The organism is Pseudaestuariivita atlantica (genome assembly GCF_001205715.1).
GTDB lineage: Bacteria > Pseudomonadota > Alphaproteobacteria > Rhodobacterales > Rhodobacteraceae > Pseudaestuariivita > Pseudaestuariivita atlantica.
Map to the genome: position 1 here is coordinate 649,432 of NZ_AQQZ01000001.1, position 20,796 is coordinate 670,227.

Annotated in this window: 20 protein-coding genes; 9 read left to right on the plus strand and 11 right to left on the minus strand. The window is 66.4% G+C overall.

The genetic code is table 11. The features are described 5' to 3' along the window. Window positions 1-7: 7 nt before the first annotated feature. Window positions 8-322 carry a hypothetical protein gene (locus ATO11_RS03135; RefSeq protein ID WP_050529331.1) on the plus strand — a complete coding sequence of 105 codons (315 nt, stop codon included), beginning with the start codon at window positions 8-10 and terminating at the stop codon, window positions 320-322. Window positions 323-405: 83 nt separating this feature from the next. Here the strand turns inward: ATO11_RS03135 and ATO11_RS03140 are convergent, their stop codons facing one another. Further along, window positions 406-2,589, minus strand: a complete 2,184-nt coding sequence (locus ATO11_RS03140) for a vWA domain-containing protein (RefSeq protein WP_050529332.1) — start codon at window positions 2,587-2,589, stop codon at window positions 406-408. 189 nt (window positions 2,590-2,778) lie between these two features. On the opposite strand from ATO11_RS03140, the gene uvrA reads away from it, so the two are divergent. After that, window positions 2,779-5,637 (plus strand): excinuclease ABC subunit UvrA, encoded by a 2,859-nt coding sequence (uvrA, locus tag ATO11_RS03145; protein ID WP_050529333.1) that lies wholly within the window; start codon window positions 2,779-2,781, stop codon window positions 5,635-5,637. A 59-nt stretch (window positions 5,638-5,696) separates the two neighbouring features. Here the strand turns inward: uvrA and mmsB are convergent, their stop codons facing one another. From mmsB to ATO11_RS03160, 3 genes are read right to left on the minus strand one after another with little or no spacing between them, the layout of a single operon-like run. After that, entirely contained in the window at window positions 5,697-6,575 is an 879-nt protein-coding gene (gene mmsB / locus ATO11_RS03150) for a 3-hydroxyisobutyrate dehydrogenase (RefSeq protein WP_050529334.1), read from the minus strand. Continuing rightward, window positions 6,572-7,612, minus strand: coding sequence for an enoyl-CoA hydratase/isomerase family protein (locus ATO11_RS03155; protein ID WP_050529335.1), 1,041 nt, complete (start codon window positions 7,610-7,612; stop codon window positions 6,572-6,574). Before ATO11_RS03155 ends, mmsB begins: the two co-directional genes overlap by 4 nt. Continuing rightward, a complete protein-coding gene (locus ATO11_RS03160; protein WP_050529336.1) occupies window positions 7,609-8,748 on the minus strand; it encodes an acyl-CoA dehydrogenase family protein in 1,140 nt (379 codons plus the stop codon). Before ATO11_RS03160 ends, ATO11_RS03155 begins: the two co-directional genes overlap by 4 nt. Before the next feature lie 77 nt (window positions 8,749-8,825). Here ATO11_RS03160 and ATO11_RS03165 point away from each other — a divergent pair, with 77 nt between their 5' ends. Beyond that, the gene (locus tag ATO11_RS03165) at window positions 8,826-9,971 is read left to right on the plus strand and encodes a glycosyltransferase (protein WP_050529337.1); all 1,146 of its coding nucleotides are present in this window, start codon (window positions 8,826-8,828) and stop codon (window positions 9,969-9,971) included. 182 nt (window positions 9,972-10,153) lie between these two features. Here the strand turns inward: ATO11_RS03165 and ATO11_RS03170 are convergent, their stop codons facing one another. Then, window positions 10,154-11,653 (minus strand): CoA-acylating methylmalonate-semialdehyde dehydrogenase, encoded by a 1,500-nt coding sequence (locus ATO11_RS03170; protein ID WP_050529444.1) that lies wholly within the window; start codon window positions 11,651-11,653, stop codon window positions 10,154-10,156. A 97-nt stretch (window positions 11,654-11,750) separates the two neighbouring features. On the opposite strand from ATO11_RS03170, the gene ATO11_RS03175 reads away from it, so the two are divergent. The 4 genes from ATO11_RS03175 to ATO11_RS03190 all read left to right on the plus strand — a co-directional run bounded on the left by ATO11_RS03175 (window position 11,751) and on the right by ATO11_RS03190 (window position 14,168). Continuing rightward, on the plus strand, window positions 11,751-12,647 hold the full coding sequence (locus ATO11_RS03175) for a LysR family transcriptional regulator (RefSeq protein ID WP_110553545.1): 897 nt from the start codon (window positions 11,751-11,753) through the stop codon (window positions 12,645-12,647). A gap of 64 nt (window positions 12,648-12,711) precedes the next feature. Next, complete coding sequence (locus tag ATO11_RS03180) at window positions 12,712-13,146, plus strand: CBS domain-containing protein (protein WP_050529339.1); 435 nt, start codon at window positions 12,712-12,714, stop codon at window positions 13,144-13,146. 88 nt (window positions 13,147-13,234) lie between these two features. Beyond that, on the plus strand, window positions 13,235-13,729 hold the full coding sequence (gene coaD / locus ATO11_RS03185; protein ID WP_050529445.1) for a pantetheine-phosphate adenylyltransferase: 495 nt from the start codon (window positions 13,235-13,237) through the stop codon (window positions 13,727-13,729). A gap of 7 nt (window positions 13,730-13,736) precedes the next feature. Next, on the plus strand, window positions 13,737-14,168 hold the full coding sequence (locus ATO11_RS03190; protein WP_050529340.1) for a gamma-glutamylcyclotransferase family protein: 432 nt from the start codon (window positions 13,737-13,739) through the stop codon (window positions 14,166-14,168). Window positions 14,169-14,177: 9 nt separating this feature from the next. Here ATO11_RS03190 and ATO11_RS22030 read toward each other — a convergent pair whose 3' ends face one another. The 6 genes from ATO11_RS22030 to tkt form a co-directional block, all read right to left on the minus strand. After that, the gene (locus ATO11_RS22030) at window positions 14,178-14,342 is read right to left on the minus strand and encodes a hypothetical protein (RefSeq protein WP_165586921.1); all 165 of its coding nucleotides are present in this window, start codon (window positions 14,340-14,342) and stop codon (window positions 14,178-14,180) included. Window positions 14,343-14,470: 128 nt separating this feature from the next. Next, window positions 14,471-14,881 (minus strand): DUF2383 domain-containing protein, encoded by a 411-nt coding sequence (locus tag ATO11_RS03195; RefSeq protein ID WP_050529341.1) that lies wholly within the window; start codon window positions 14,879-14,881, stop codon window positions 14,471-14,473. A gap of 102 nt (window positions 14,882-14,983) precedes the next feature. Beyond that, a complete protein-coding gene (gap, locus tag ATO11_RS03200) occupies window positions 14,984-15,985 on the minus strand; it encodes a type I glyceraldehyde-3-phosphate dehydrogenase (RefSeq protein WP_050529342.1) in 1,002 nt (333 codons plus the stop codon). Window positions 15,986-16,091: 106 nt separating this feature from the next. After that, window positions 16,092-16,235, minus strand: coding sequence for a hypothetical protein (locus ATO11_RS22035; protein WP_050529343.1), 144 nt, complete (start codon window positions 16,233-16,235; stop codon window positions 16,092-16,094). Between the two features lie 168 nt (window positions 16,236-16,403). Further along, window positions 16,404-17,408 carry a type I glyceraldehyde-3-phosphate dehydrogenase gene (gap, locus tag ATO11_RS03210; RefSeq protein WP_050529344.1) on the minus strand — a complete coding sequence of 335 codons (1,005 nt, stop codon included), beginning with the start codon at window positions 17,406-17,408 and terminating at the stop codon, window positions 16,404-16,406. Window positions 17,409-17,620: 212 nt separating this feature from the next. Further along, window positions 17,621-19,636 (minus strand): transketolase, encoded by a 2,016-nt coding sequence (gene tkt / locus ATO11_RS03215; RefSeq protein ID WP_050529345.1) that lies wholly within the window; start codon window positions 19,634-19,636, stop codon window positions 17,621-17,623. Window positions 19,637-19,867: 231 nt separating this feature from the next. On the opposite strand from tkt, the gene ATO11_RS03220 reads away from it, so the two are divergent. Next, complete coding sequence (locus tag ATO11_RS03220) at window positions 19,868-20,368, plus strand: hypothetical protein (RefSeq protein ID WP_050529346.1); 501 nt, start codon at window positions 19,868-19,870, stop codon at window positions 20,366-20,368. Next, the gene (locus ATO11_RS03225) at window positions 20,368-20,778 is read left to right on the plus strand and encodes a cell division protein ZapA (RefSeq protein WP_050529347.1); all 411 of its coding nucleotides are present in this window, start codon (window positions 20,368-20,370) and stop codon (window positions 20,776-20,778) included. The genes ATO11_RS03220 and ATO11_RS03225 overlap by 1 nt, the downstream gene beginning before the upstream one ends. Window positions 20,779-20,796 lie beyond the last annotated feature (18 nt).

Consider the following 20,796-nt stretch of genomic DNA (forward strand, 5'->3'; position numbering starts at 1 on the left):
GCAGGGCATGAAACACTGGATACTGGTCGCCTGTGGCGCGACACTTGCAGGATGTGGAGGCACCACCGAGGTCAGCCGCGCGCTGGTCGTGCCGGACAAGGTCACCTGTATCGAGCCATATCCCGAACGCAACGCATGGCTGCGCGACGAACATCCACCGCTTGAAGAGGTGGTCGCCGCCTATCACCGGCGGGGCTATGCCACGCAGGAAAGCCGCGTCTATCGGTCCTACAAGGCGTGGCAGGATGCCGGGCGCGACCACGTGAAGGCGGCCGAGTATTACGGCCCCGGATACCTCGCCGCGGCGGCCTGCTGGACCTGACCGGGGGGTAACCCACGGGTTACGTGTAAAGAACGGGTTAACGGGCGCGCTCGTCGCTCTCTTCCGAGCGCGCCTCGCTTCGGTCACTCCAGCGTCAGTGTGACGGGTGCGGTGGCGATCACCGTCTTGCCGTCGATCACGTATTGCAACTCGTACGCGCCCGGACCTTCGGGCGTGTCGATCACCACCGGCGCGTCCTCGGCCGTGTTGATCGTGACATAGGCCCGCGTCTCGCCCTCGCGGACCAGGCGGAGGACGTCTCCACGGTAGTCGGGGCCCGTCCAGTCGACGGCCAGTTGACCGCGCACCGGGGCGGTGGCTGCCGCCGTGATCGTGGCCTCGGGCGGGGTCAGCGTGATCGTCTGCCGCGCCAGCACCTGCGCGCCGCTGCCGGTCACGAGGTAGCGCAATTCGTAGGTCCCCGGCCTTGGCGGCATGCGCACGGTCAGCGGAGAGCCCTCGCGCGTATAGGTGTAGCCGAGGTACTTGTTGTCAGGCGTGTCGGGCACGGCGATGGAGATGTAGTCGCCCTTGTATCCCGGCCCTTCCCATTCGACGAGCAGCTTGGCCCCGGCGGGCAGGGTCGACGCGGCGGTGAGCGTCGCGCCGATATTGGTGACGGTCAGCGGCTGCGCGGCCAGAACGGTGTTGTCCTGCGCCATGATGTAGCGCAACTCGTACTCGCCCGCGTCCAGCGGCGCCTTGACGGTCAGCGACCCGCCTTCGCGCGTGTAGGTGTAGGTTTCGTACCGTGGCCCGTCGATTTTCGAGATAGCGATGTAATCGTTGCGATAATCCGGGCCCGTCCACGTCACCGGCACCGCCGATCCCGCAAGGACTGACGCCGGCGCGTCGAGCGTCACCTCGACCGGCGTGACCGTGATCGGCACCGAGGTCAGCACCGTGCTGCCCTGCGCCAGCACGTATTGCACGACGTAATCACCGGGCAGGGGCGGCATGGCGAGGTCCGCCGGGCTGCCATCGCGGGTGTAGCGATAGTTGATATAGCGCGGGCCGCCTTCTTTCGGCGCGACCGCGATATAGTCGTTCTTGTAACCCGGACCCTCCCACGCAATCGGCACGTTGGCGCCCTGCGGTGCGCTGTCGGGCGCGTCAATCGACACGGTGACCGGCGTCACCTCGATCGGGCGGGTGGCGAGCAGCGTGTTGTCGCCCCGGAAATAGCGCAGTTCGAACGTGCCCGTGGTCGCCGGCATCATCACCTCTGCGGGGTTGCCGTTCCGGGTATAGGCATAGTTGATGTAGCGGCCCTTGCGGTTGGGATCGGCCACGGCGACGTAATCGTTCTTGCCGTCAGGTCCGTCCCACGTAACCGCGACCGTGCTGCCAAGCGGCGCGCTGTCGGCGGCGTCGAGCGTCGCCTCGGGCAGGGGTGCGGGCAGGACCAGCGTGACCGTCATCGCCGCGTTGCCGACGGTGAAGGTGGCATCGGTGGTGGCCTCGTCCGCGGGGCGGAGGACGGCGGCGGTATAGTCGCCCGGCACAAGGTCGAGCGTGATGCGCGCGCCGCGTTCGAATTCGACGATGGGGCCGTCGCCTCCGCTCACGTCCCACATCAGCGCGTCGGTGATTTCCGGGCCATCGCCCGCGATGGCCCGGAAGGTGACCTGCACCGGTACCGGTTCATCCGCGACCTCGGCCAGCGCCGCGCCCAGTTCGGCGGCGTTCGACGCCAGCAGGAATTGCCCGCCGGTCTCGTCGGCGAGGCATTGCAACTCGGCCCGCGCGGCCTCGTCCCCCGACACGTCGAAGCCCACGACATGCGCGGTGAAATCCACGCCCGCCTCTTCCAGCGCGCGGCCCACGGCGCAGGGATCGGCCTCGCAGGTTTCGCGCCCATCCGAGACGAGGATCACGGTTGCGGCTTCCTCGGTGTATTTCAGCGCCTCGGCGGCGGCGATCACGGCATCCGACAGGGGCGTCTTGCCACGCGGGGTCACGGCGTTGACCGCGTCGGCAATCGCCGCGCGCGTGCCCGGACCGGGCGCCACCAGCGTTTCGATGTCGGTGCAATCGCCCTTGCGGCGGTGGCCATAGACGGTGAGGCCCAGTTCCTGGGCATCGGGCAGGGTGCCCAGAAGCTGGCCCACCACGTCCTGCGCGATGGTGATCTTGGCGGTGCCGTCGATCTGCCCCCACATCGATCCCGACCCGTCGAGAACAAGGATGCTGCGCGGCCGTTCCTCGGCCCATGCCGCGCCTGCCATCATCGCGACGCTTGCCGCCGCGGTCACAATCCAACGCATGATAACCCCCTTGTGTCCGAAATCGCGGACAGGGTGATCCGTCCGGCGCGCGACGGCAAGACGGGATTTCCAGACCGGGACGGCGATTTTCTGTGCATAAATTGGAAATGTTCTGTTAATGTTCTTGCGTGCCGCTGGTACTTTGGCGGTGTGGCACTATCTTCCACGCACCGAGATTTGAGGGCGATCATGGCCGAGCAGAAGTTCATCGAGGTCCGCGGCGCGCGCGAGCACAATCTGAAGGGGATCGACGTCGATATTCCCCGCGATCAGCTTGTGGTGATCACCGGCCTTTCGGGGTCGGGCAAGTCGTCGCTCGCCTTCGACACGATCTATGCCGAGGGGCAGCGCCGGTATGTCGAGTCGCTGTCGGCCTATGCGCGCCAGTTCCTCGACATGATGGAAAAGCCGGATGTCGATCACATCTCGGGCCTGTCGCCCGCGATCTCGATCGAGCAGAAGACGACCTCGAAGAACCCGCGCTCGACCGTCGGCACGGTGACCGAGATCTACGATTACATGCGGCTGCTCTATGCCCGCGCGGGCACGCCCTATAGCCCCGCGACCGGCCTGCCGATCGAGGCGCAGCAGGTTCAGGACATGGTCGACCGGATCATGGGCATGGAGGAGGGCACGCGCGCCTACCTGCTGGCGCCCATCGTGCGCGACCGGAAGGGTGAATACCGCAAGGAATTCATGGAGTTGCGCAAGCAGGGCTTTCAGCGCGTCAAGGTCGATGGCGAGTTCTATGAGTTGGACGAGCCGCCGACGCTCGACAAGAAGTTCCGCCATGACATCGACGTGGTGGTCGACCGGCTGGTGGTGCGCGAGGGGATGGAGACGCGGCTGGCCGACAGCTTGCGCACCGCGCTCGACCTTGCCGATGGTATCGCGATCCTGGAAACCGCGCCGAGCGAGGGCGACCCCGAACGCATCACCTTCTCGGAAAACTTCGCCTGCCCGGTGAGCGGTTTCACGATCCCGGAAATCGAGCCGCGCCTGTTCTCGTTCAACGCGCCCTTCGGGGCCTGCCCGGCCTGCGACGGGCTGGGGCACGAGTTGTTCTTTGACGAGCGGCTGGTGGTGCCGGACCAGACGCTGAAGATCTCGGACGGGGCGCTGGCGCCGTGGCGGAAGGGCAAGTCGCCCTATTTCCTGCAGACGATCGAGGCGATCGCCAAGCATTACGAGTTCGACCGCAACGCCAAGTGGAAGGACCTGCCGGCCTTCGTGCAGCAGGTGTTCCTGTATGGCTCGGGCGACGAGGAAATCCAGTTCCGCTATGACGAGGGCGGGCGCGTCTACCAGGTGAAGCGCACCTTCGAGGGCGTGATCCCGAACATGGAGCGGCGCTATCGCGAGACGGATTCGTCGTGGATCCGCGAGGAATTCGAGCGCTACCAGAACAACCGCCCCTGCGGCGTCTGCGGCGGCTATCGCCTGCGGCCCGAGGCGCTGGCGGTCAAGATCGCGGGCCTGCATGTGGGGCAGGTGGTCGAGATGTCGATCCGCGAGGCCTATGACTGGTGCCAGTCGGTGCCGGAGAGCCTGACGCAGCAGAAGAACGAGATTGCCCGTGCCATCCTTAAGGAAATTCGTGAACGTCTTGGGTTCCTGAATAACGTGGGACTGGAATATCTTACGCTGTCACGTTCAAGCGGTACCTTAAGCGGTGGGGAAAGCCAGCGTATCCGTCTGGCCTCCCAGATCGGGTCGGGTCTGACGGGGGTTCTGTACGTGCTCGACGAGCCGTCCATCGGCCTGCACCAGCGCGACAATGACCGGCTGCTGGGCACGCTCAAGAACCTGCGCGACCAGGGCAATACCGTGATCGTCGTCGAACATGACGAGGAAGCGATCCGCGAGGCGGACTACGTGTTCGACATCGGGCCGGGCGCGGGGGTGCATGGCGGGCAGGTCGTCAGCCACGGCGTGCCGCAGGCGATTGCCGCCGATGAAGGCTCGATCACCGGGCAATACCTGTCGGGCGTGCGGGAGATCAGCGTTCCGGCCACGCGCCGGAAAGGCAACAAGAAGAAGCTGAAGGTCGTGAAGGCGACGGGCAACAACCTGAAGGACGTCACGGCCGAGTTTCCGCTGGGCAAGTTCGTCTGCGTGACGGGCGTGTCGGGTGGCGGCAAGTCGACGCTGACGATCGAGACCTTGTTCAAGACCGCCTCGATGCGGCTGAACGGGGCGCGGCAAACGCCGGCGCCCTGCGAGACGATCAAGGGGCTCGAACACCTCGACAAGGTGATCGACATCGACCAGCGCCCCATCGGGCGCACGCCCCGGTCGAACCCGGCGACCTATACCGGCGCCTTCACCCCGATCCGCGACTGGTTCGCGGGCCTGCCGGAAGCAAAAGCGCGGGGTTACAAGCCCGGACGCTTCAGTTTCAACGTCAAGGGCGGGCGGTGCGAGGCCTGCCAGGGCGACGGCGTCATCAAGATCGAGATGCACTTCCTGCCCGACGTCTACGTGCAATGCGAGACCTGCAAGGGCGCGCGGTACAACCGCGAAACCTTGGAAATTCGCTTCAAGGGCAAGAGCATAGCCGACGTTCTTGATATGACGGTAGAAGACGCGCAGGAGTTCTTCAAGGCGGTGCCGTCGATCCGCGAGAAGATGGATGCGCTGATGCGGGTGGGCCTTGGATACATCAAGGTCGGCCAGCAGGCGACGACCCTGTCAGGCGGCGAGGCGCAGCGCGTGAAGCTGTCGAAGGAGCTGGCGAAACGGTCCACGGGGCGGACGCTCTATATCCTCGACGAGCCGACGACCGGCCTGCATTTCGAGGACGTGCGCAAGCTTCTGGAGGTGCTGCACGAGCTGGTCGAGGGCGGCAACACGGTGATCGTGATCGAACACAACCTCGACGTGGTGAAGACAGCTGACTGGATCATCGATATCGGCCCCGAAGGCGGGGACGGGGGCGGCACCATCGTGGCCGAAGGCACACCCGAACAGGTGGCCGAGGTCGCGGCCTCGCATACCGGGCAATACCTGAAACCGATGCTCACCCCGCGCAGCGTCGCGGCGGAATAGGGGGGGCGGCTGGCGAGCAGCCGACCTACAGCACCGCACCCATGTAGGTCGGCTGCTCGTCAGCCGACCTCGTCGCGGGACATGGCCGCAAGGCGCGGCAGCATGTAGCTGAAATCGCGCCCGCCATCGCCGGCCTCTGCCATCTGGCGATAAAGTTCCAGCGCCTGCGCGCCGATGGGTGTCGCGGCATCAACGCTCGCGGCGGCGTCCTGCGCGAGGCCAAGGTCCTTTACCATCAGGTCGGCGGCGAAGCCCGGCTGGTAGTCGTTGTCCGCGGGCGATTGCGGGCCAATGCCGGGGGCGGGGCAATAGGCGTTCATCGACCAGGAATAACCGGACGAGGTCGAGACCACGTCGAACATCTTCTCCCGCGACAGGCCTAGCTTATCGGCCAGCGCGAAGGCCTCGCAGGTCACGATCATGGTCGCGCCGAGGATCATGTTGTTGCAGATCTTGGCCGCCTGTCCGGCCCCTGCATCGCCGCAATGCACGGCCTTCTGCCCCATGATGTCGAAAAGCGGTTGCGCGGCGGCAAAGGCCTCTGCCGTACCGCCCGCCATGAAGGTGAGCGTTCCGGCCGAGGCGCCGCCGATCCCGCCGGACACGGGCGCGTCGACAAAACCCAGCCCGGCAGCGGCGGCATCGCCGGCCACGGCGCGGGCGCTGTCCACGTCGACGGTCGAGCAATCGATCAGCGTTGCGCCCGCCTGCATTGCAGGGATCACGTCGCTTGCAACCGCGCGCAGGATCGCGCCATTGGGCAGCATGGTGATCACGGCGTCGGCGCCTGTCGCCGCCTCTGCCGCCGATCCGGCCATCGCGACGCCCTCGACCGAGGAGACCACGGTGTCGAACCCGGTCACGTCGTGACCTGCCGCGGCGAGGTTCTTCGCCATCGGCGCACCCATGTTGCCCAGCCCGATGAAGCCGATTTTCATGTCCTGTCCTCCCATGTCAGCGCGTCCTTGCCGAGGGGCAGCAGCATCTGCGCCACCTCGATATCGCGCACGTCTTCTATCCCGGCATGCGCCCATTTCGGTTGCCGGTCCCGGTCGATGATCGCGGCGCGGATCCCTTCGAGGAAATCGCCCTGCTGCATCGCGCGGTGCGTGTAGCGGTATTCCTGGTCGAGCGCGTCGCGGATCGAGGTGGCGCCGCGCACCCGGTGCACGATTTCCACCGCGCAGGCCATCGCGAGCGGCGCGTTGCGTGCCAGCTTGTCGAGCGCCTCTTGCGCGAACGTATCGTCCGAGGCCCTGAGCGCGCGATGGATGTCGGCCAGCGTTTCGCCGGCAAAATGCGCGTCGATCCGCGGTTGCAGGTCGGCCAGCGTGCCGGGTGGGGGCGTCGTGGCGCGCGCTTCGAGATCGTCAAGCGTGCCGGTCAGGAGCGCCTCTTTCGCGGCCTCCCATTGCTCTTCGGGCACGAAGTGGTCGGCAAAGCCTGCCAGGATCGCGTCCGCCGGTCCCATCCGGTGCGCGGTGGTGCCGAGGTATTCGCCCAGCCGTCCGGGCGCGAGGGCCAGCATCAGCGACCCGCCCACGTCCGGGACCAGCCCGATCCCGCATTCCGGCATGGCGATCTTGGAACTTTCGCCCACGATCCGGTGCGTCCCGTGGCACCCGACACCCACGCCCCCACCCATGGTGAAGCCCTGCAGGAAGCTGACGACGGGTTTGGGATATTCGAAGATCTTGGCGTTCAGGCGGTATTCGTCGCGCCAGAACTGGCGGCCGTACTCGTAGTCTCCGGCGGTGCCCGTCGCGTACATCTCGGCGATGTCGCCGCCCGCGCAGAAGGCCTTGTCGCCCTCGGCTTCCAAGAGCACGAGCGCCACGGCATCGTCGTCGCGCCACGCATCCAGCGCGGCCTCGATATCAAGGCACATCTGGTAGGTCAGCGCGTTCAGCGCCTTGGGCCGGTTCAGGGTGATCCGCCCGGCGCGGCCGTCGATTCGGATATGGATATCGCTCATGCGCGCAGCATATCGCGGGCGACGATCAGGCGCATGATCTCGTTCGTACCTTCGAGGATCTGGTGCACGCGCAGGTCGCGCGCGAGCTTCTCGATCCCGTAATCGGCAAGGTAGCCGTAGCCGCCATGCAGTTGCAGGCAGCCGTCGACGATACGGCTTCCGGCCTCGGTCACGAATTTCTTGGCCATGGCGCAATGCTTGGTGGCGTCTGGTGCGCCGGTGTCGAGTTTCCACGCGGCCTGCCGCAGGAAGACGCGGGCGGCCTGCAATTCGATCTCCAGTTCGGCAAGACGGAATTGCAGCGCCTGGAAATCGGTCAGCGCCTTACCAAATGCCTTGCGTTCGCGCATGTAGGCAAGCGTGGCGTCCAGCGCCGTCTGCGCTGCGCCCAGCGAGCAGGCCGCGATGTTCAACCGCCCGCCGTCGAGGCCCATCATGGCATAGGTGAAGCCCTTGCCTTCCTCGCCCAGAAGGTTCGCGGACGGCACGGCGACATTGTCCATCTGGACCTGCCGCGTGGGTTGCGACCGCCAGCCCATCTTGTCTTCGAGCCCGCCGAAGGACAGCCCCTGCATCCCGTCCTCGATGACAAGGGCCGAGATGCCTTTCGGCCCGTCCTCGCCCGTGCGGGACATGACGATATATGCATCGGAATAACCGCCGCCCGAGATGAAGGCCTTGGTCCCTGTGACGGTATAGCCTTCGTTGGTGCGGGTGGCCTTCGTCTTCAGCGCGGCGGCGTCCGATCCGCTGCCGGGCTCGGTCAGGCAGTAGGAAAAGACCCGCTCCATCGTCAGGGCGTCGGGCAAAAGCCGTTCGCGCATCTCGTCCGAGCCGAAGGACGACACCATCTTGGCGCACATGTTGTGGATCGACAGGAAGGCCGCGACCGAGGGGCAGGCCATGCTGAGTGCCTCGAACACGAGCGTGGCGTCGAGCCGCGAGAGGCCCGTGCCGCCGTGTTCCTCGGGGACGTAAAGGCCCGCCAGCCCCAACTCGCCCAGCTTGGGCCACAGGTCGCGGGGGATGGTGCCGTCGGCCTCCCACGCGCGGGCGTGCGGCGCGATCTCGGCCTGGCCCACGTCGCGGGCCATGTCGAAGATCGCGGATTGCTCTTCCGTCAGGGCGAAGTCCATCGGCCTCCCTCCGAATTGAACGATTGTTCAATACTCTAGACTGGCAGGCGTCGGACGCAAGCGGTAATGCGCGGGGCATGAAAGCCTGTATCGCCGTCGCCGATTACTATGTTCCCGGCCAGACATTCGTGAACCGCCATATCGAGAAGATGTTCGGCGGCAATACATGCGTCGTGGCGGGGCGTTTGAATGACAAGCGGCCGGTGGACGAGCGGTTCTTTGAACGCCGCGCGCGGCCCGTGCTGGGAGACGTGCTGAAGGCGCCGGTGATGCTGCCATTCAACCTGTGGCGCTACGGCACGGAGCGGGTGCCGTTCGGGCGCGCGCGGGTGCAGCTGATGGCGTGGCTGGAAGAGCAGAAGCCGGACGTGATCCTGTCGGAATTCGGGACGCAGGGCGTGGTGCTCGCGCCCATCGCGCAGGCGGCGGGTATCCCTATGTTCACCTATTTCCGTGGCTCGGACGCGTCGTCGCGCCTGCGCGAGGCGTCGGTGCGGCGGGCCTACAGGCAGATGTTCCCGCGGCTGACGGGGGTCGTGGCGGTGTCGCAATTCCTGCTTGACAACCTCGCCGACAAGGCGGGCGTGCGCCACGACAACGCGCACGTGATCCCGTCGGGCGTGGACGTGCGCTGGTTCGCGCCCGAAGCCAAGCGGCCCCTGTCGGCGCTGGCGGTGGGCCGGATGGTGGAAAAGAAACAGCCCCTGATGACGCTCGACGCCTTCGCCGAGGCGCGCAAGGTCGCGCCGGAGGCCACGCTGACGATGGTGGGAGACGGGCCGCTCCTCGCGCCCTTGCGTGCGCGCGTCGCCGATTTGGGCCTCGCGGACGCGGTGTCGCTTCCGGGAGCGTTGCCGCACGAACAGGTGCGCGAGATCGCCGTGACCTCCGAGATTTTCCTGCAGCATTCGCTGACAGCCGACGACGGCAATACCGAGGGCCTGCCCACGGCCATCCAGGAAGCGATGGCAGCGGCCTGCGTCACCGTGTCGACCCGTCACGCGGGCATTCCCGAGGCGATCGATGAAGAGGTGACGGGATTCCTTGTCGATGAGCGGGATGCGGGCGGGTACACGGCGCGGGTCGTGGAGGCCTTTGCCATGCCATCCACGCAACGCGCAGCCATGGGCGCGCGGGCGCGTGACGTGGCCTGCGAGCGGTTCGACAATGGCAAGCTCTTGACCAAGCTGGAAGAGGTTCTGACTAAAGCCGCGCGTGGCTGAGACGCCGTGACCTGAAGGTGAGGTAACACGTGGGGCTCTGCCCCGTCCTTCGGACTCCCCGACATATTTTTCAAAGAGAAGAAGGGGAGGGAGGTTCTTTGTCTTCTTCTCTTTTCAAATATGTCGGGGGGCGCGTTGAAAATTCGCAAGGATTTTCGACGTGGGGGGCTGGCCCCCCTTGGTCACTCCATCACCGGGATCGAGAATTCGCCGCCTTCCTTGATGCCCGAGGGCCAGCGGGCGGTGACGGTCTTGGTCCTTGTGTAGAACTTGAAGGCGTCGGGGCCGTGCTGGTTGAGGTCGCCGAAGACCGATTTCTTCCAACCGCCGAAGGTGTGGTAGGCGAGCGGCACGGGGATGGGGACGTTCACGCCGACCATGCCGATGTTGATCCGCTGCGCGAAGTCGCGGGCGGTGTCGCCGTCGCGGGTGAAGATCGCGGTGCCGTTGCCGTATTCGTGGTCCATCGCCAGCCCGAGCGCTTCCTCGTAGCTTTGGGCGCGGACGGTGGACAGGACGGGGCCGAAGATTTCCTTGCGGTAGATGTCCATGTCGGGCGTGACGTTGTCGAAGAGGTGCGCGCCGACGAAGAAGCCGTCCTCGTAGCCCTGCAGCGAGAAGTCGCGGCCATCGACCACCAGTTTCGCGCCCTGGTCGACGCCGGATTGGACGAGTTTGAGGATATTGTCCTTGGCCGCCGCGGTCACCACGGGGCCGTAATCCACGTCGTCGCCCGAGGTGTAGGGGCCGACCTTCAGCTTCTCGATCCGGGGGACCAGTTTCTCGATCAGGCGGTCGGCGGTGTCGTCGCCAACCGGCACGGCGACCGAGATCGCCATGCAGCGTTCGCCAGCCGCACCGTATCCGGCACCGACCAGCGCGTCGGCGGCCTGATCCATGTCGGCGTCGGGCATGACGATCATGTGGTTCTTGGCGCCGCCGAAGCATTGCACGCGTTTGCCGTTCGCGCAGCCGCGGCCATAGATGTATTCGGCGATGGGGGTCGAGCCGACGAAACCGATGGATTGCACGACGGGATGGTCGAGGAGCGCGTCGACCGCCTCCTTGTCGCCGTTCACGACCTGCAGGATGCCCTTGGGCGCGCCGGCCTCTTCCATCAGTTCGGCGAGCATCAGCGGGACCGAGGGGTCGCGCTCGGACGGTTTGAGGATGAAGGCGTTGCCACAGACGAGCGCGGGCGCGAACATCCACATCGGGATCATGGCCGGGAAGTTGAAGGGCGTGATGCCCGCCGTGACGCCGAGGGGCTGGCGCATGGAATACATGTCGATGCCGGGGCCGGCGCTGTCGGTGAACTCGCCCTTCAGCATCTGGGGCGCGGCGATGCAATATTCGCAGACTTCGAGGCCCCGGATCACGTCGCCCTTGGCATCGGGCAGCGTCTTGCCGTGTTCGCGGCTGAGCGCTTCGGCGAGCTTGTCCATGTCGCGGTGCAAAAGGTGCACGAACTGCATCATCACCCGCGCGCGGCGCTGCGGGTTCACCGCGGCCCAAGCCGGTTGCGCGGCGGCGGCGATGTCGACCGCCCTGGCGACCTCGTCGGCGGAGGCGAGCGGGACGCGCGCCTGCACTTCGCCCGTGGCCGGGTTGAAGACGTCGGCGAAGCGTCCGGATGTGCCGGCGACCTGCGCGCCGTCGATGTAGTGGCTGAGTTCTTGCATGGTGTCCTCCCGCGATGCGTTGGCCGCAGGATACGCGGGGAAGGATGGGTGGAACAGGGGCAAGGCTTCGGGTAAGTTTTGCGAAAATGCAGGGATGATCATGCAAAACTGGGACGACATGCGGGTATTTCTGGCGGTTGCGCGCGGGGAGAGCCTGACGGCGGCGGCCACGGCGCTGAAGGTTGATCCCGGAACCGTGTCGCGCCGGGTCGCGCGGTTGGAGGAGGGCGCGGGCACGGCGCTCTTCGCCCGCTCGCCGCAGGGCTACAGCCTGACGGCGGCGGGGGCGCGGCTGGTGCGCCATGCCGAGGCCGCGGAACAGGCGATGTCGGCCGCTCGGGAGGACGTGGCGGGCGCGGCGGATGCGCTGAGCGGGCAGGTGCGGATCGGGGCGCCCGATGGCTGCGCCAATTTCGTGCTGCCGCAGGTCTGCGCGGCAATCGGCGCGACCAACCCCGCGCTCGACCTGCAAATTCTCGCCCTGCCGCGCGTGGTGAACCTGTCGAAGCGCGAGGCCGACATGGCGGTGACGGTGTCGCCGCCGTCATCGCAACGGTTGAGCGTTCAGAAGATCTGCGATTACCGCCTGCATCTCGTGGCGCATCGCGACTACCTTGCCGCCCATCCTGCCATCCACACGCGCGCCGACCTGAAGGGCCACCGGATCGTGGGGTATATTCCCGACATGATTTTCGACGCCGAGCTGGATTACCTGGGTGACCTCGGGTTGCAGCGGGTGCCGCTCGCGTCGAACTCGGTCGCGGTGCAGTTCAGCTGGGTGCGGCAGGGGCTGGGGTTGGGCGTGGTGCACGATTTCGCGCTGGAGGCGGCGGAAGGGCTGGAGCAAGTCCTGCCCGGCGACGTGGCGCTGACGCGGACCTTCTACCTTGTGCGCCATGCCGAAGATCGCAGGCTCGACCGGATGAACCGGCTGGCGGCGGCGCTTGTGGCCGGGATGCGCGCTGAAATCCGGCGGGCCGAGGCGCGAACTTGACAGGGCAGGGGTCGGGGGCGCAGGCTGGCAGCCCCGATTGTGCAGATTTGCTGAGGAGGCCCACATGAAGATCCGTGACGTTCTGAAGGCGAAGGCGCAACGCGCGCTGGTCACCCTGCCGCAGGGCGAAACCCTGCGCGCGGCGGCAGAGCGATTGTCGCAGGAACGCATCGGGACCGTGGTCATTTCGAACGACGGCACGCAGGCCGACGGCATCCTGTCGGAGCGCGACATCGTGCGGCGGCTGGCCTCGGAAGGGGCGGGCGCGCTGGAACGCAAGGTCGAGGAGGTGATGACGCGCAACGTGATCACCTGCGATCCCGACGAAACGCTCGACGCGGCGCTGGCGACGATGACCGATGGCCGGTTCCGCCACATGCCCGTGGTCGAGGGCGGCGGCATGATCGGCATCCTGTCGCTGGGCGATGCGGTCAAGGCGCGGCTGGACGAGGTCGCCTATGAACGCGACGCCATGGAAGAGATGATCAAGGGGCACTGACCGCGTCCCTGCGACGGTTTCGCGCCCTTGCATCGCGGGCCGGGATGGTGTTTGCCTCTGGCCCGGAATGTCAGATCAGGAACCGCGCATGCGCATCGGATTGTATCCCGGCACGTTCGACCCCGTCACGCTGGGCCATATCGACATCATCCGCCGCGCCATGCGGCTGGTCGACCGGCTGGTGATCGGCGTGGCGATCAACCGCGACAAGGGGCCGTTGTTCTCGCTCGACGAGCGGGTGGCGATGGTAGAGGCGGAATGCGCCAAGCTGTCGAAGGACAGCGGGGTCGAGATCGTCGCTCATCCGTTCGAGAACCTGCTGATCGATTGCGCCCGCGACGTGAACGCGACGCTGATCGTGCGGGGCCTGCGGGCGGTTGCGGATTTCGAATACGAATACCAGATGGTGGGCATGAACCGCGTGCTCGACGATTCCGTCGAGACGGTGTTCCTGATGGCCGAGGCGCGGCACCAGGCGATTGCATCCAAGCTGGTGAAAGAGATCGCGCGGCTGGGCGGCGACGTGTCCCATTTCGTGCCCGCGCCGGTCAACGCGGCGCTGATCGAACGGCTGGGCGGCTGACGGGGCCATGGAGGCGCTGTTCGTCTACGGGACGCTCCGCGCGAGCGCCGATCACCCCATGGGGCGGCTGTTGCGCGACCATGCGCGGCTGGTGGGGCGGGGCCATATCCGCGCGCGCCTGTACGTGATCGACGACCCCGACGAGCCGGGGCAGAATTTCTATCCCGGTGCATTGCCGTCGCCGGACCCTGAAGACAGGGTTCATGGCGAGGTTTACGAGGTGGTGGACCCGGAAGCGGTCTTCCCGGCCTTCGACCGCTACGAGGCCTGCAGCCCTGACCACCCCGAACCGCACGAATTCATCCTGCGCGAGGTGCCCGTCACGATGGAAGACGGCGCGACCCTGCGGGCGCGGTCCTACCTCTATTCATGGGATGTAGGGGATGCGGAGCGGGTGACCTCGGGCCGTTACGAGGACCGCGCGCCGGACGTGCGGTAGGCGCGCGGCCTAGCCGCCATAGACGGTGGCACGCGCGATGCGATGCGCGTCGCCGCGATAGATGTCGAGGTCGAGCGCCACGTCGAGCGGCATCGATTCAATTTCGGACACGATGCGGTTGTAGCGCGCCCGTTTCTCGCAACGGTCTGCAAGTGATTGCAGGAATTGGGTCATTTTGATCTCCAGTCTGTATTTCCGGGGGGTGCGTTAGCGGTAACACCTCTGCTCGACACCGAGATATAGGGTCACCGCGGCGGCGCAAGGTCAGTGGCGGCAAGGCGGCAATGCATGGCGCGCAAGGGTCAGTCTTGGCGGCGGGTGTCCGCGATCAGCGTCTCCAGCTGCACCATGCCGTCCACCAGCACCGCGCGGGCATCAGGCGGCGCGAGTTCGATCGCGTCGAGATAGGCGGTGTGCACCCATTCCTCGCCCGACCGGATGTGCTTCATCACGTGTTCGTCGAGTTCGTCGAAGATATCGCGCAACCTCACCACCGTGCGGTTCACGGTGGACATGAACGACCCGTCCTTCCGCGCGCCTTCGGGCAACAGCGCGGCGATGGCCCGTGCCTGTTCGGCATGGAAATCGCGGAACCGCGTGGCGACGGGTTTGAAACCGGGCTTTGCGCGGTCGACCATGACATCGAACCCGGCCTTGGCGTCCACATGCCGGGCGTGCAGCGTCGCGAGCGCGGTTTCGAAAGACTTGGGCATCGGGAGCGTTCCTTGGTCCGGGTTCGCTCCGGAAACGAGAAACGCCGCCGCGAGGTTCCCCAAGCGGCGGCGTCCGGTGAAAAAACCCGTGGCGGGGCGTGATCAGAGCAGTTTGCCCATCGCGACGGCGGTGTCGGCCATGCGGTTCGAGAAGCCCCATTCGTTGTCGTACCACGCCAGCACGCGGCACATCGTGCCTTCCATCACCTTGGTCTGTTCGGTCGCAAAGACCGAGGAATGGGGATCGTGGTTGAAATCCATCGAGACGAGCTTTTCGTCGGTCACGCCGAGCACGCCTTTCAGGGGCCCGCCCGCGGCCGTGCGCATGGCGTCGTTGATCTCTTCCACGGTCGTTTCGCGGGCGGCCTCGAAGGTCAGGTCGACGCAGGAGACGTTGGGCGTCGGCACCCGGATCGCGACGCCGTCGAGCTTGCCGTTCAGTTCCGGCAGAACAAGGCCCACCGCCTTGGCCGCACCCGTCGAGGTCGGGATCATCGACATCGCCGCGGCCCGCGCGCGGTAGAGGTCGCGGTGCATCGTGTCGAGCGTCGGCTGGTCGCCGGTATAGGAGTGGATCGTCGTCATCAGCCCCTTGGAGATGCCGACGCTGTCGTTCAGCACCTTGGCCACGGGGGCGAGGCAGTTGGTGGTGCAGGACGCGTTCGACACGACAAGGTCATCGCCGGTCAGCGTGTCGTGGTTGACGCCGTAGACGATGGTCTTGTCGGCGTTCTTGCCGGGCGCCGAGATCAGCACGCGGGACGAGCCGTTTTCAAGATGCGCCTGGCAGGCCTCTTTCGAGGTGAAGATGCCGGTGCATTCCAGCACGATGTCCACGTCCGACCACGGCAGGTCGGCGGGGTTGCGTTCGGCGGTGACACGCATCGCGCCGCGACCCACGTCGATCGTGTCGCCCTTGACGGTCACCTCGGCCGGGAACCGGCCATGCACGCTGTCATAGCGCAGCAGGTGCGCGTTCGTCTCCACCGGGCCCAGGTCGTTGAGGGCCACGACTTCGATGTCGGTGCGGCCGGATTCGATGATGGCGCGCAGGACGTTGCGGCCGATGCGGCCAAAGCCGTTGATGGCGACGGTGACGGTCATGGAAGGCTCCTCCGTGGGGATCGGCGACAGGTTCGTGTTAGCGATAACACGAACAATTCCGCGCATACGCGCGCATGCGTGGCGTGTCAACCGGCGCGCGGGCCGATCAGCGCCAGAAGGCGACGACGTAGAGGAGGTCGGAGAACTTTTTGGCGAGGAACAGGAGCGCGGTTCCGTCGTTCAGGACAACATCCGCCGCGATGGCGAGGCCGATCAGCGCGGCGAGCGAGTAGGCGACGGTGTTGGTCATGCCGCCTTGGTGCCCGAGGCGCACGGGGCCGGTCAAGCAGGAAGGTCGGCTGATCATCAGCCGACCTACGACGTCAGGTGCGGAAGGAGGATGCGTCGGCTGGCAAGCAGCCGACTTACCGGCGGGTAGTTGTAGGTCGGCTGGTTCGCAGCCGACCCCCCGTGCCGATCAGTGCAGAAGCTGCCCCATGGCGGCGGCGACATCGGCCATGCGCGCCGAGAAGCCCCATTCGTTGTCGTACCATGCCAGCACGCGCACGGTGCGCCCGCCCACGACCTTGGTCTGGTCGGGTGCGAAGATCGACGAGTGCGTCGTGTGGTTGAAGTCGATCGAGACTTTCGGGTCGGGATCGTAGGACAGGACGCTGCCCATGCGGCCCGCCGCGGCTTCGGCCACGATGGCGTTCACGTCATCGACGCTCACGTCGCGGCCCGCCTCGAACGTCAGGTCGACCGCGGAGACGTTGGGCGTGGGCACCCGCAGCGCGGTGCCGTCGAGGCGGCCTTCAAGCTCGGGCAGCACCTCTTTCAGCGCCTTGGCGGCGCCGGTCGAGGTGGGGATCATCGCCATGGCGGCGGCGCGGGCGCGGTAGAGGTCGCTATGGCGGCGGTCGAGCGTCGGCTGGTCGCCGGTATAGGAGTGGATCGTGGTCATGATCCCGCGCTCGATCCCGATCGCTTCGTGCAGCACCTTGGCAAGCGGTGCGAGGCAGTTGGTGGTGCACGACCCGTTCGAGATCATCCGCTCGTCGGCGAGCAGGTCACGGTGGTTGACGCCGTAGACGACCGTGCGGTCGACATTCTTGGCCGGGGCCGAGATCAGGACCTTCTTGGCGCCACGTTCGAGGTGCACGGAGCTTTTGTGTCCGTCGTTGAACTTGCCGGTGCATTCCAGCACGACGTCGACGCCGTCCCAGTCCAGCTCTTGCGGATCGTAGGTGGAAAAGACCTGCATCGGGCCGCGGCCAAGGTCCATCGTGTCGCCCTTGACGGTCACGTCACCGCCGAAGCGGCCATGCACGCTGTCGTAGCGGAGCAGGTGTGCGTTCGTCTCGATCGGGCCTGTGGCGTTGATCTTGACCACCTGCACATCGTTGCGCGCGCTTTCCGCGATATGTGCAAGCGTGCAGCGCCCGATGCGCCCGAACCCGTTGATGCCGACTGTGACGGTCATGTCTGCCACTCCTGATGCCCCGTGATGCCTGTGCACGGGCGTACACTGAAAATGCGGCAGAGCAATGAAGAAATTGTAGGTTTTAGAGAGTGTTAGCGATAAAGGTGGGCAGAAATATGATGATTGCGCTCACGTTAGCGGAAACAGGGCGGCAACATACCGAGCGCGTGGTGGAGGCTCCCGATGCCCGCGAGGCACCGGGAGCGACCGGGTCAGAGCATCGCCTTGGCGGCCGCGACGGCGGCTTCGGCGGTGATGCCGAAATGTTCGAACAGGGCCTCGGCGGGTGCGGAGGCGCCGAAGCTGTCCATGCCGATGAAGGCGGCTTTCGCCTCGCGGCCACGCTCACCCAAAAGCCAGCGATCCCAGCCCTGGCGCACGCCGGCCTCGATGCCGACGCGGACGGCGCCAGCTGGCAGGACCTTGCGGCGATAGGCCTCGTCCTGTTCGGCGAAAAGCTCCATGCAGGGCATGGACACGACGCGGGTGCCGATCCCTTCGGCTTCCAGCGTGGCCTTGGCGTCGAGCGCCAGCGCGACTTCCGAGCCGGTGGCGATCAGGATGACCTGCCGCTTGGCCTCGGCTTCGGCGAGGACGTAGGCACCCTGTGCCGACAGGTTGCGCGGCTTGTGTTCGGTGCGCACGGTGGGCAGGCCCTGGCGGGTGAGCGACAGGACCGATGGCGTGCCGGTGGACATCAGCGCCAGTTCCCACGCCTCGGCCGTTTCCACCGTGTCGGCGGGGCGGAAGACATGGGTGTTGGGCGTCGCGCGGCTGATGGCGAGGTGTTCGACCGGCTGGTGGGTCGGGCCGTCTTCGCCAAGGCCGATGCTGTCATGGGTCATCACGAAGACGGTCGGCAGTTTCGATAGCGCGGCGAGGCGCATCGCGGGGCGGGCGTAGTCGGTGAAGCACATGAACGTGCCGCCATAGGGGCGGATGCCACCGTGATAGGCCATGCCGTTCATCGCCGCCGCCATGCCGTGTTCGCGGATGCCGTAATAGACGTAACGCCCCTTGCGGTCGGTTTCGTCGAAGACGCCCAGATCGGCGGTGAGCGTGTTGTTCGATCCGGTCAGGTCGGCGGACCCGCCGATGGTTTCGGGCAGGACGGGGTTCACGACCTCCAGCACCATCTGGCTCGACTTGCGGGTCGCGGCCTTGGGCTGGCTTTCGGACACCTGCTTCTTGAAGGCGCGGATGACGGCGGTCAGCTTCTTGGGCGTCTCGCCCGCCATGGTGCGGTGGAATTCCGCCTGCCGGCGTTCGGACACGTCGGCGAGGCGTGCGTCCCACGCGGCGCGCTCTTCGGCACCGCGGGCGCCGACGCCTTCCCACCAGCTTTTGACGTCCTCGGGGATCTCGAACGGGCCGTAGGGCCAGCCATAGGCGTCCTTGGCGGCCTGCAATTGCGCGTCATCGGTCAGCGCGCCGTGACCTTTCGAGGTGTCCTGCGCGGCGTGGCCGATGGCGATATGCGTCTTGCAGGCGATCATCGACGGTTTGCGGGTCTTCTTCGCGGCCTCGATCGCGGCGTCGATCGCCTCGGGATCGTGGCCGTCGATTTCCTGCACGTGCCAGCCGCTGGCGCGGAAGCGCTGCATCTGGTCGGTGCGGTCGGCCAGCGTGACCTCGCCGTCGATGGTGATGTTGTTGTTGTCCCAGAACACGACCAGGCGGCCCAGCTGCTGGCGCCCTGCCAGCGCGATGGCTTCCTGGCTGATGCCTTCCATCAGGCAACCGTCACCGGCGATCACGTAGGTGTGGTGATCGACCAGCTTGCGCCCGAACCGCGCGCGCAGGCTTTCCTCGGCAATGGCGAAGCCGACCGAGTTGGCGATGCCCTGGCCGAGCGGGCCGGTCGTCGTCTCCACGCCCTTGAGCAGGAAATTTTCAGGGTGGCCAGCGGTCTTGGCGCCCAGCTGGCGGAAGTTCTTCACCTCGTCGAGCGTCACTTCCGGGTCGCCGCACAGGTACAGAAGGCCATAGAGCAGCATCGAGCCGTGACCCGCCGACAGGATGAACCGGTCGCGGTCGGCCCAGTCGGGCGCGGAGGCGTCGAATTTCAGGTGCTTGCCGTACAGGACGGTGGCGACGTCGGCCATGCCCATGGGCATGCCCGAATGCCCGGAATTGGCGGCGTTGACGGCATCGAGCGCCAGCGTCCGCAGCGCGGTCGCCCGCATCCAGTGTTCGGGGTGAGCGGTGCGAAGAGCGGAAATATCCAAGATGCGGCTCCTGTGGCTATCAACGGCGCTGGATTGGCGCCCGATGTAACAGGGTGGGGTTTCACGTCAAGCGCATGCCGTAAGTGACTGACAACGCGTCCAATGGGCAATTTGCGCGTGTGAGTTAAGAAGATACACTCGTGCCAAGGGCGTCGATTCGGACGGGGCCCGCACATCAGACCCGCGCGCGCGGTCGCAATCGTGGGCGCGAAGACGGCGAGGCAGGAGCGGATGAGCCAGATAAACGAGTTGGAAAGTCGCCTGGCGGCGGCGCTCGACCGGATCGGGTCGCGGCTGGATGCGCTGCCCGCGCAACAGGCCGACAGTCCCGCGACGCTCGAAGCGCTGGAGGCGGCGCAGACCGCGCTGGCCGAGGAACGCACGGCCAATGCCCAGCTGGAACAGCGGGTGCATGCCCTCAAAGAGCGGCAGGAAGGCACGGTTGCCGACCTGCGCGCCGAGATCCGCACGCTGCGCGAAGAGACCCAGCGGGTCGAGGCGGCGCTGGACGAGATGCGCAAGGCCCATGACGAACTGGAACGGACAAGCGCGGCCCTGCGCGCCTCGGCCGAGGGCGGGGTCGGTGACCCGAACGCGATCAATGCGGCGCTGGCCGCGGAACTGAAGGCCGTCCGGGCCGCCCGCGCGGCGGACGTGGCCGAGGCGGCGGCGATTCTCGGCGCGCTGGAACCGGCGCTGGCCGAGGCGCCAGCAGATGGCGGGGTGAACTGATGCCTGAAGTGGTGATCCAGATCGGGGGCCGTTCGTTCGAAGTGGCCTGCGCCGAGGGCGAGGAACATTACCTGCTGTCGGCGGCCAAGATGCTCGACAACGAAGCGCAGGTGCTGGCGGACCAGATCGGGCGCATGCCCGAGGCGCGGATGCTGCTGATGGCGGGGCTGATGCTGGCCGACAAGACGGCGGGCCTTGAGGACCGGCTGCGCGAGACTCAGGAGCAGATGTCGGAAAAGGTGAACGAATTGCGCGACCTCAAGGATCGTCCGGCCCCCGCGCCGGAACGGATCGAGGTGCCGGTGATCCCGACCGAGGTGAGCGACAAGCTGGCGGAACTCGCCGCGCAGGCCGAGGCGCTGGCCGACAGCCTCGACGATCGCATGGGCGCGGAAAGCTCGGGCGGGTAGCGAAGATTTTTCGCAGGA

Bases quoted from the DNA above. Each gene is read 5' to 3' on its own strand.
- gap (WP_050529344.1), bottom strand. From the start codon at position 17,408: ATGACCGTCACAGTCGGCATCAACGGGTTCGGGCGCATCGGGCGCTGC.
- ATO11_RS03195 (WP_050529341.1), bottom strand. From the start codon at position 14,881: ATGCCCAAGTCTTTCGAAACCGCGCTCGCGACGCTGCACGCCCGGCAT.
- uvrA (WP_050529333.1), top strand. From the start codon at position 2,779: ATGGCCGAGCAGAAGTTCATCGAGGTCCGCGGCGCGCGCGAGCACAAT.
- gap (WP_050529342.1), bottom strand. From the start codon at position 15,985: ATGACCGTCACCGTCGCCATCAACGGCTTTGGCCGCATCGGCCGCAAC.
- coaD (WP_050529445.1), top strand. From the start codon at position 13,235: ATGCGCATCGGATTGTATCCCGGCACGTTCGACCCCGTCACGCTGGGC.
- ATO11_RS03180 (WP_050529339.1), top strand. From the start codon at position 12,712: ATGAAGATCCGTGACGTTCTGAAGGCGAAGGCGCAACGCGCGCTGGTC.
- ATO11_RS03140 (WP_050529332.1), bottom strand. From the start codon at position 2,589: ATGCGTTGGATTGTGACCGCGGCGGCAAGCGTCGCGATGATGGCAGGC.
- ATO11_RS03160 (WP_050529336.1), bottom strand. From the start codon at position 8,748: ATGGACTTCGCCCTGACGGAAGAGCAATCCGCGATCTTCGACATGGCC.
- ATO11_RS03220 (WP_050529346.1), top strand. From the start codon at position 19,868: ATGAGCCAGATAAACGAGTTGGAAAGTCGCCTGGCGGCGGCGCTCGAC.
- ATO11_RS03170 (WP_050529444.1), bottom strand. From the start codon at position 11,653: ATGCAAGAACTCAGCCACTACATCGACGGCGCGCAGGTCGCCGGCACA.
- mmsB (WP_050529334.1), bottom strand. From the start codon at position 6,575: ATGAAAATCGGCTTCATCGGGCTGGGCAACATGGGTGCGCCGATGGCG.
- ATO11_RS03225 (WP_050529347.1), top strand. From the start codon at position 20,368: ATGCCTGAAGTGGTGATCCAGATCGGGGGCCGTTCGTTCGAAGTGGCC.
- ATO11_RS03155 (WP_050529335.1), bottom strand. From the start codon at position 7,612: ATGAGCGATATCCATATCCGAATCGACGGCCGCGCCGGGCGGATCACC.
- ATO11_RS03135 (WP_050529331.1), top strand. From the start codon at position 8: ATGAAACACTGGATACTGGTCGCCTGTGGCGCGACACTTGCAGGATGT.
- ATO11_RS22030 (WP_165586921.1), bottom strand. From the start codon at position 14,342: ATGACCCAATTCCTGCAATCACTTGCAGACCGTTGCGAGAAACGGGCG.
- ATO11_RS22035 (WP_050529343.1), bottom strand. From the start codon at position 16,235: ATGACCAACACCGTCGCCTACTCGCTCGCCGCGCTGATCGGCCTCGCC.
- ATO11_RS03165 (WP_050529337.1), top strand. From the start codon at position 8,826: ATGAAAGCCTGTATCGCCGTCGCCGATTACTATGTTCCCGGCCAGACA.
- ATO11_RS03190 (WP_050529340.1), top strand. From the start codon at position 13,737: ATGGAGGCGCTGTTCGTCTACGGGACGCTCCGCGCGAGCGCCGATCAC.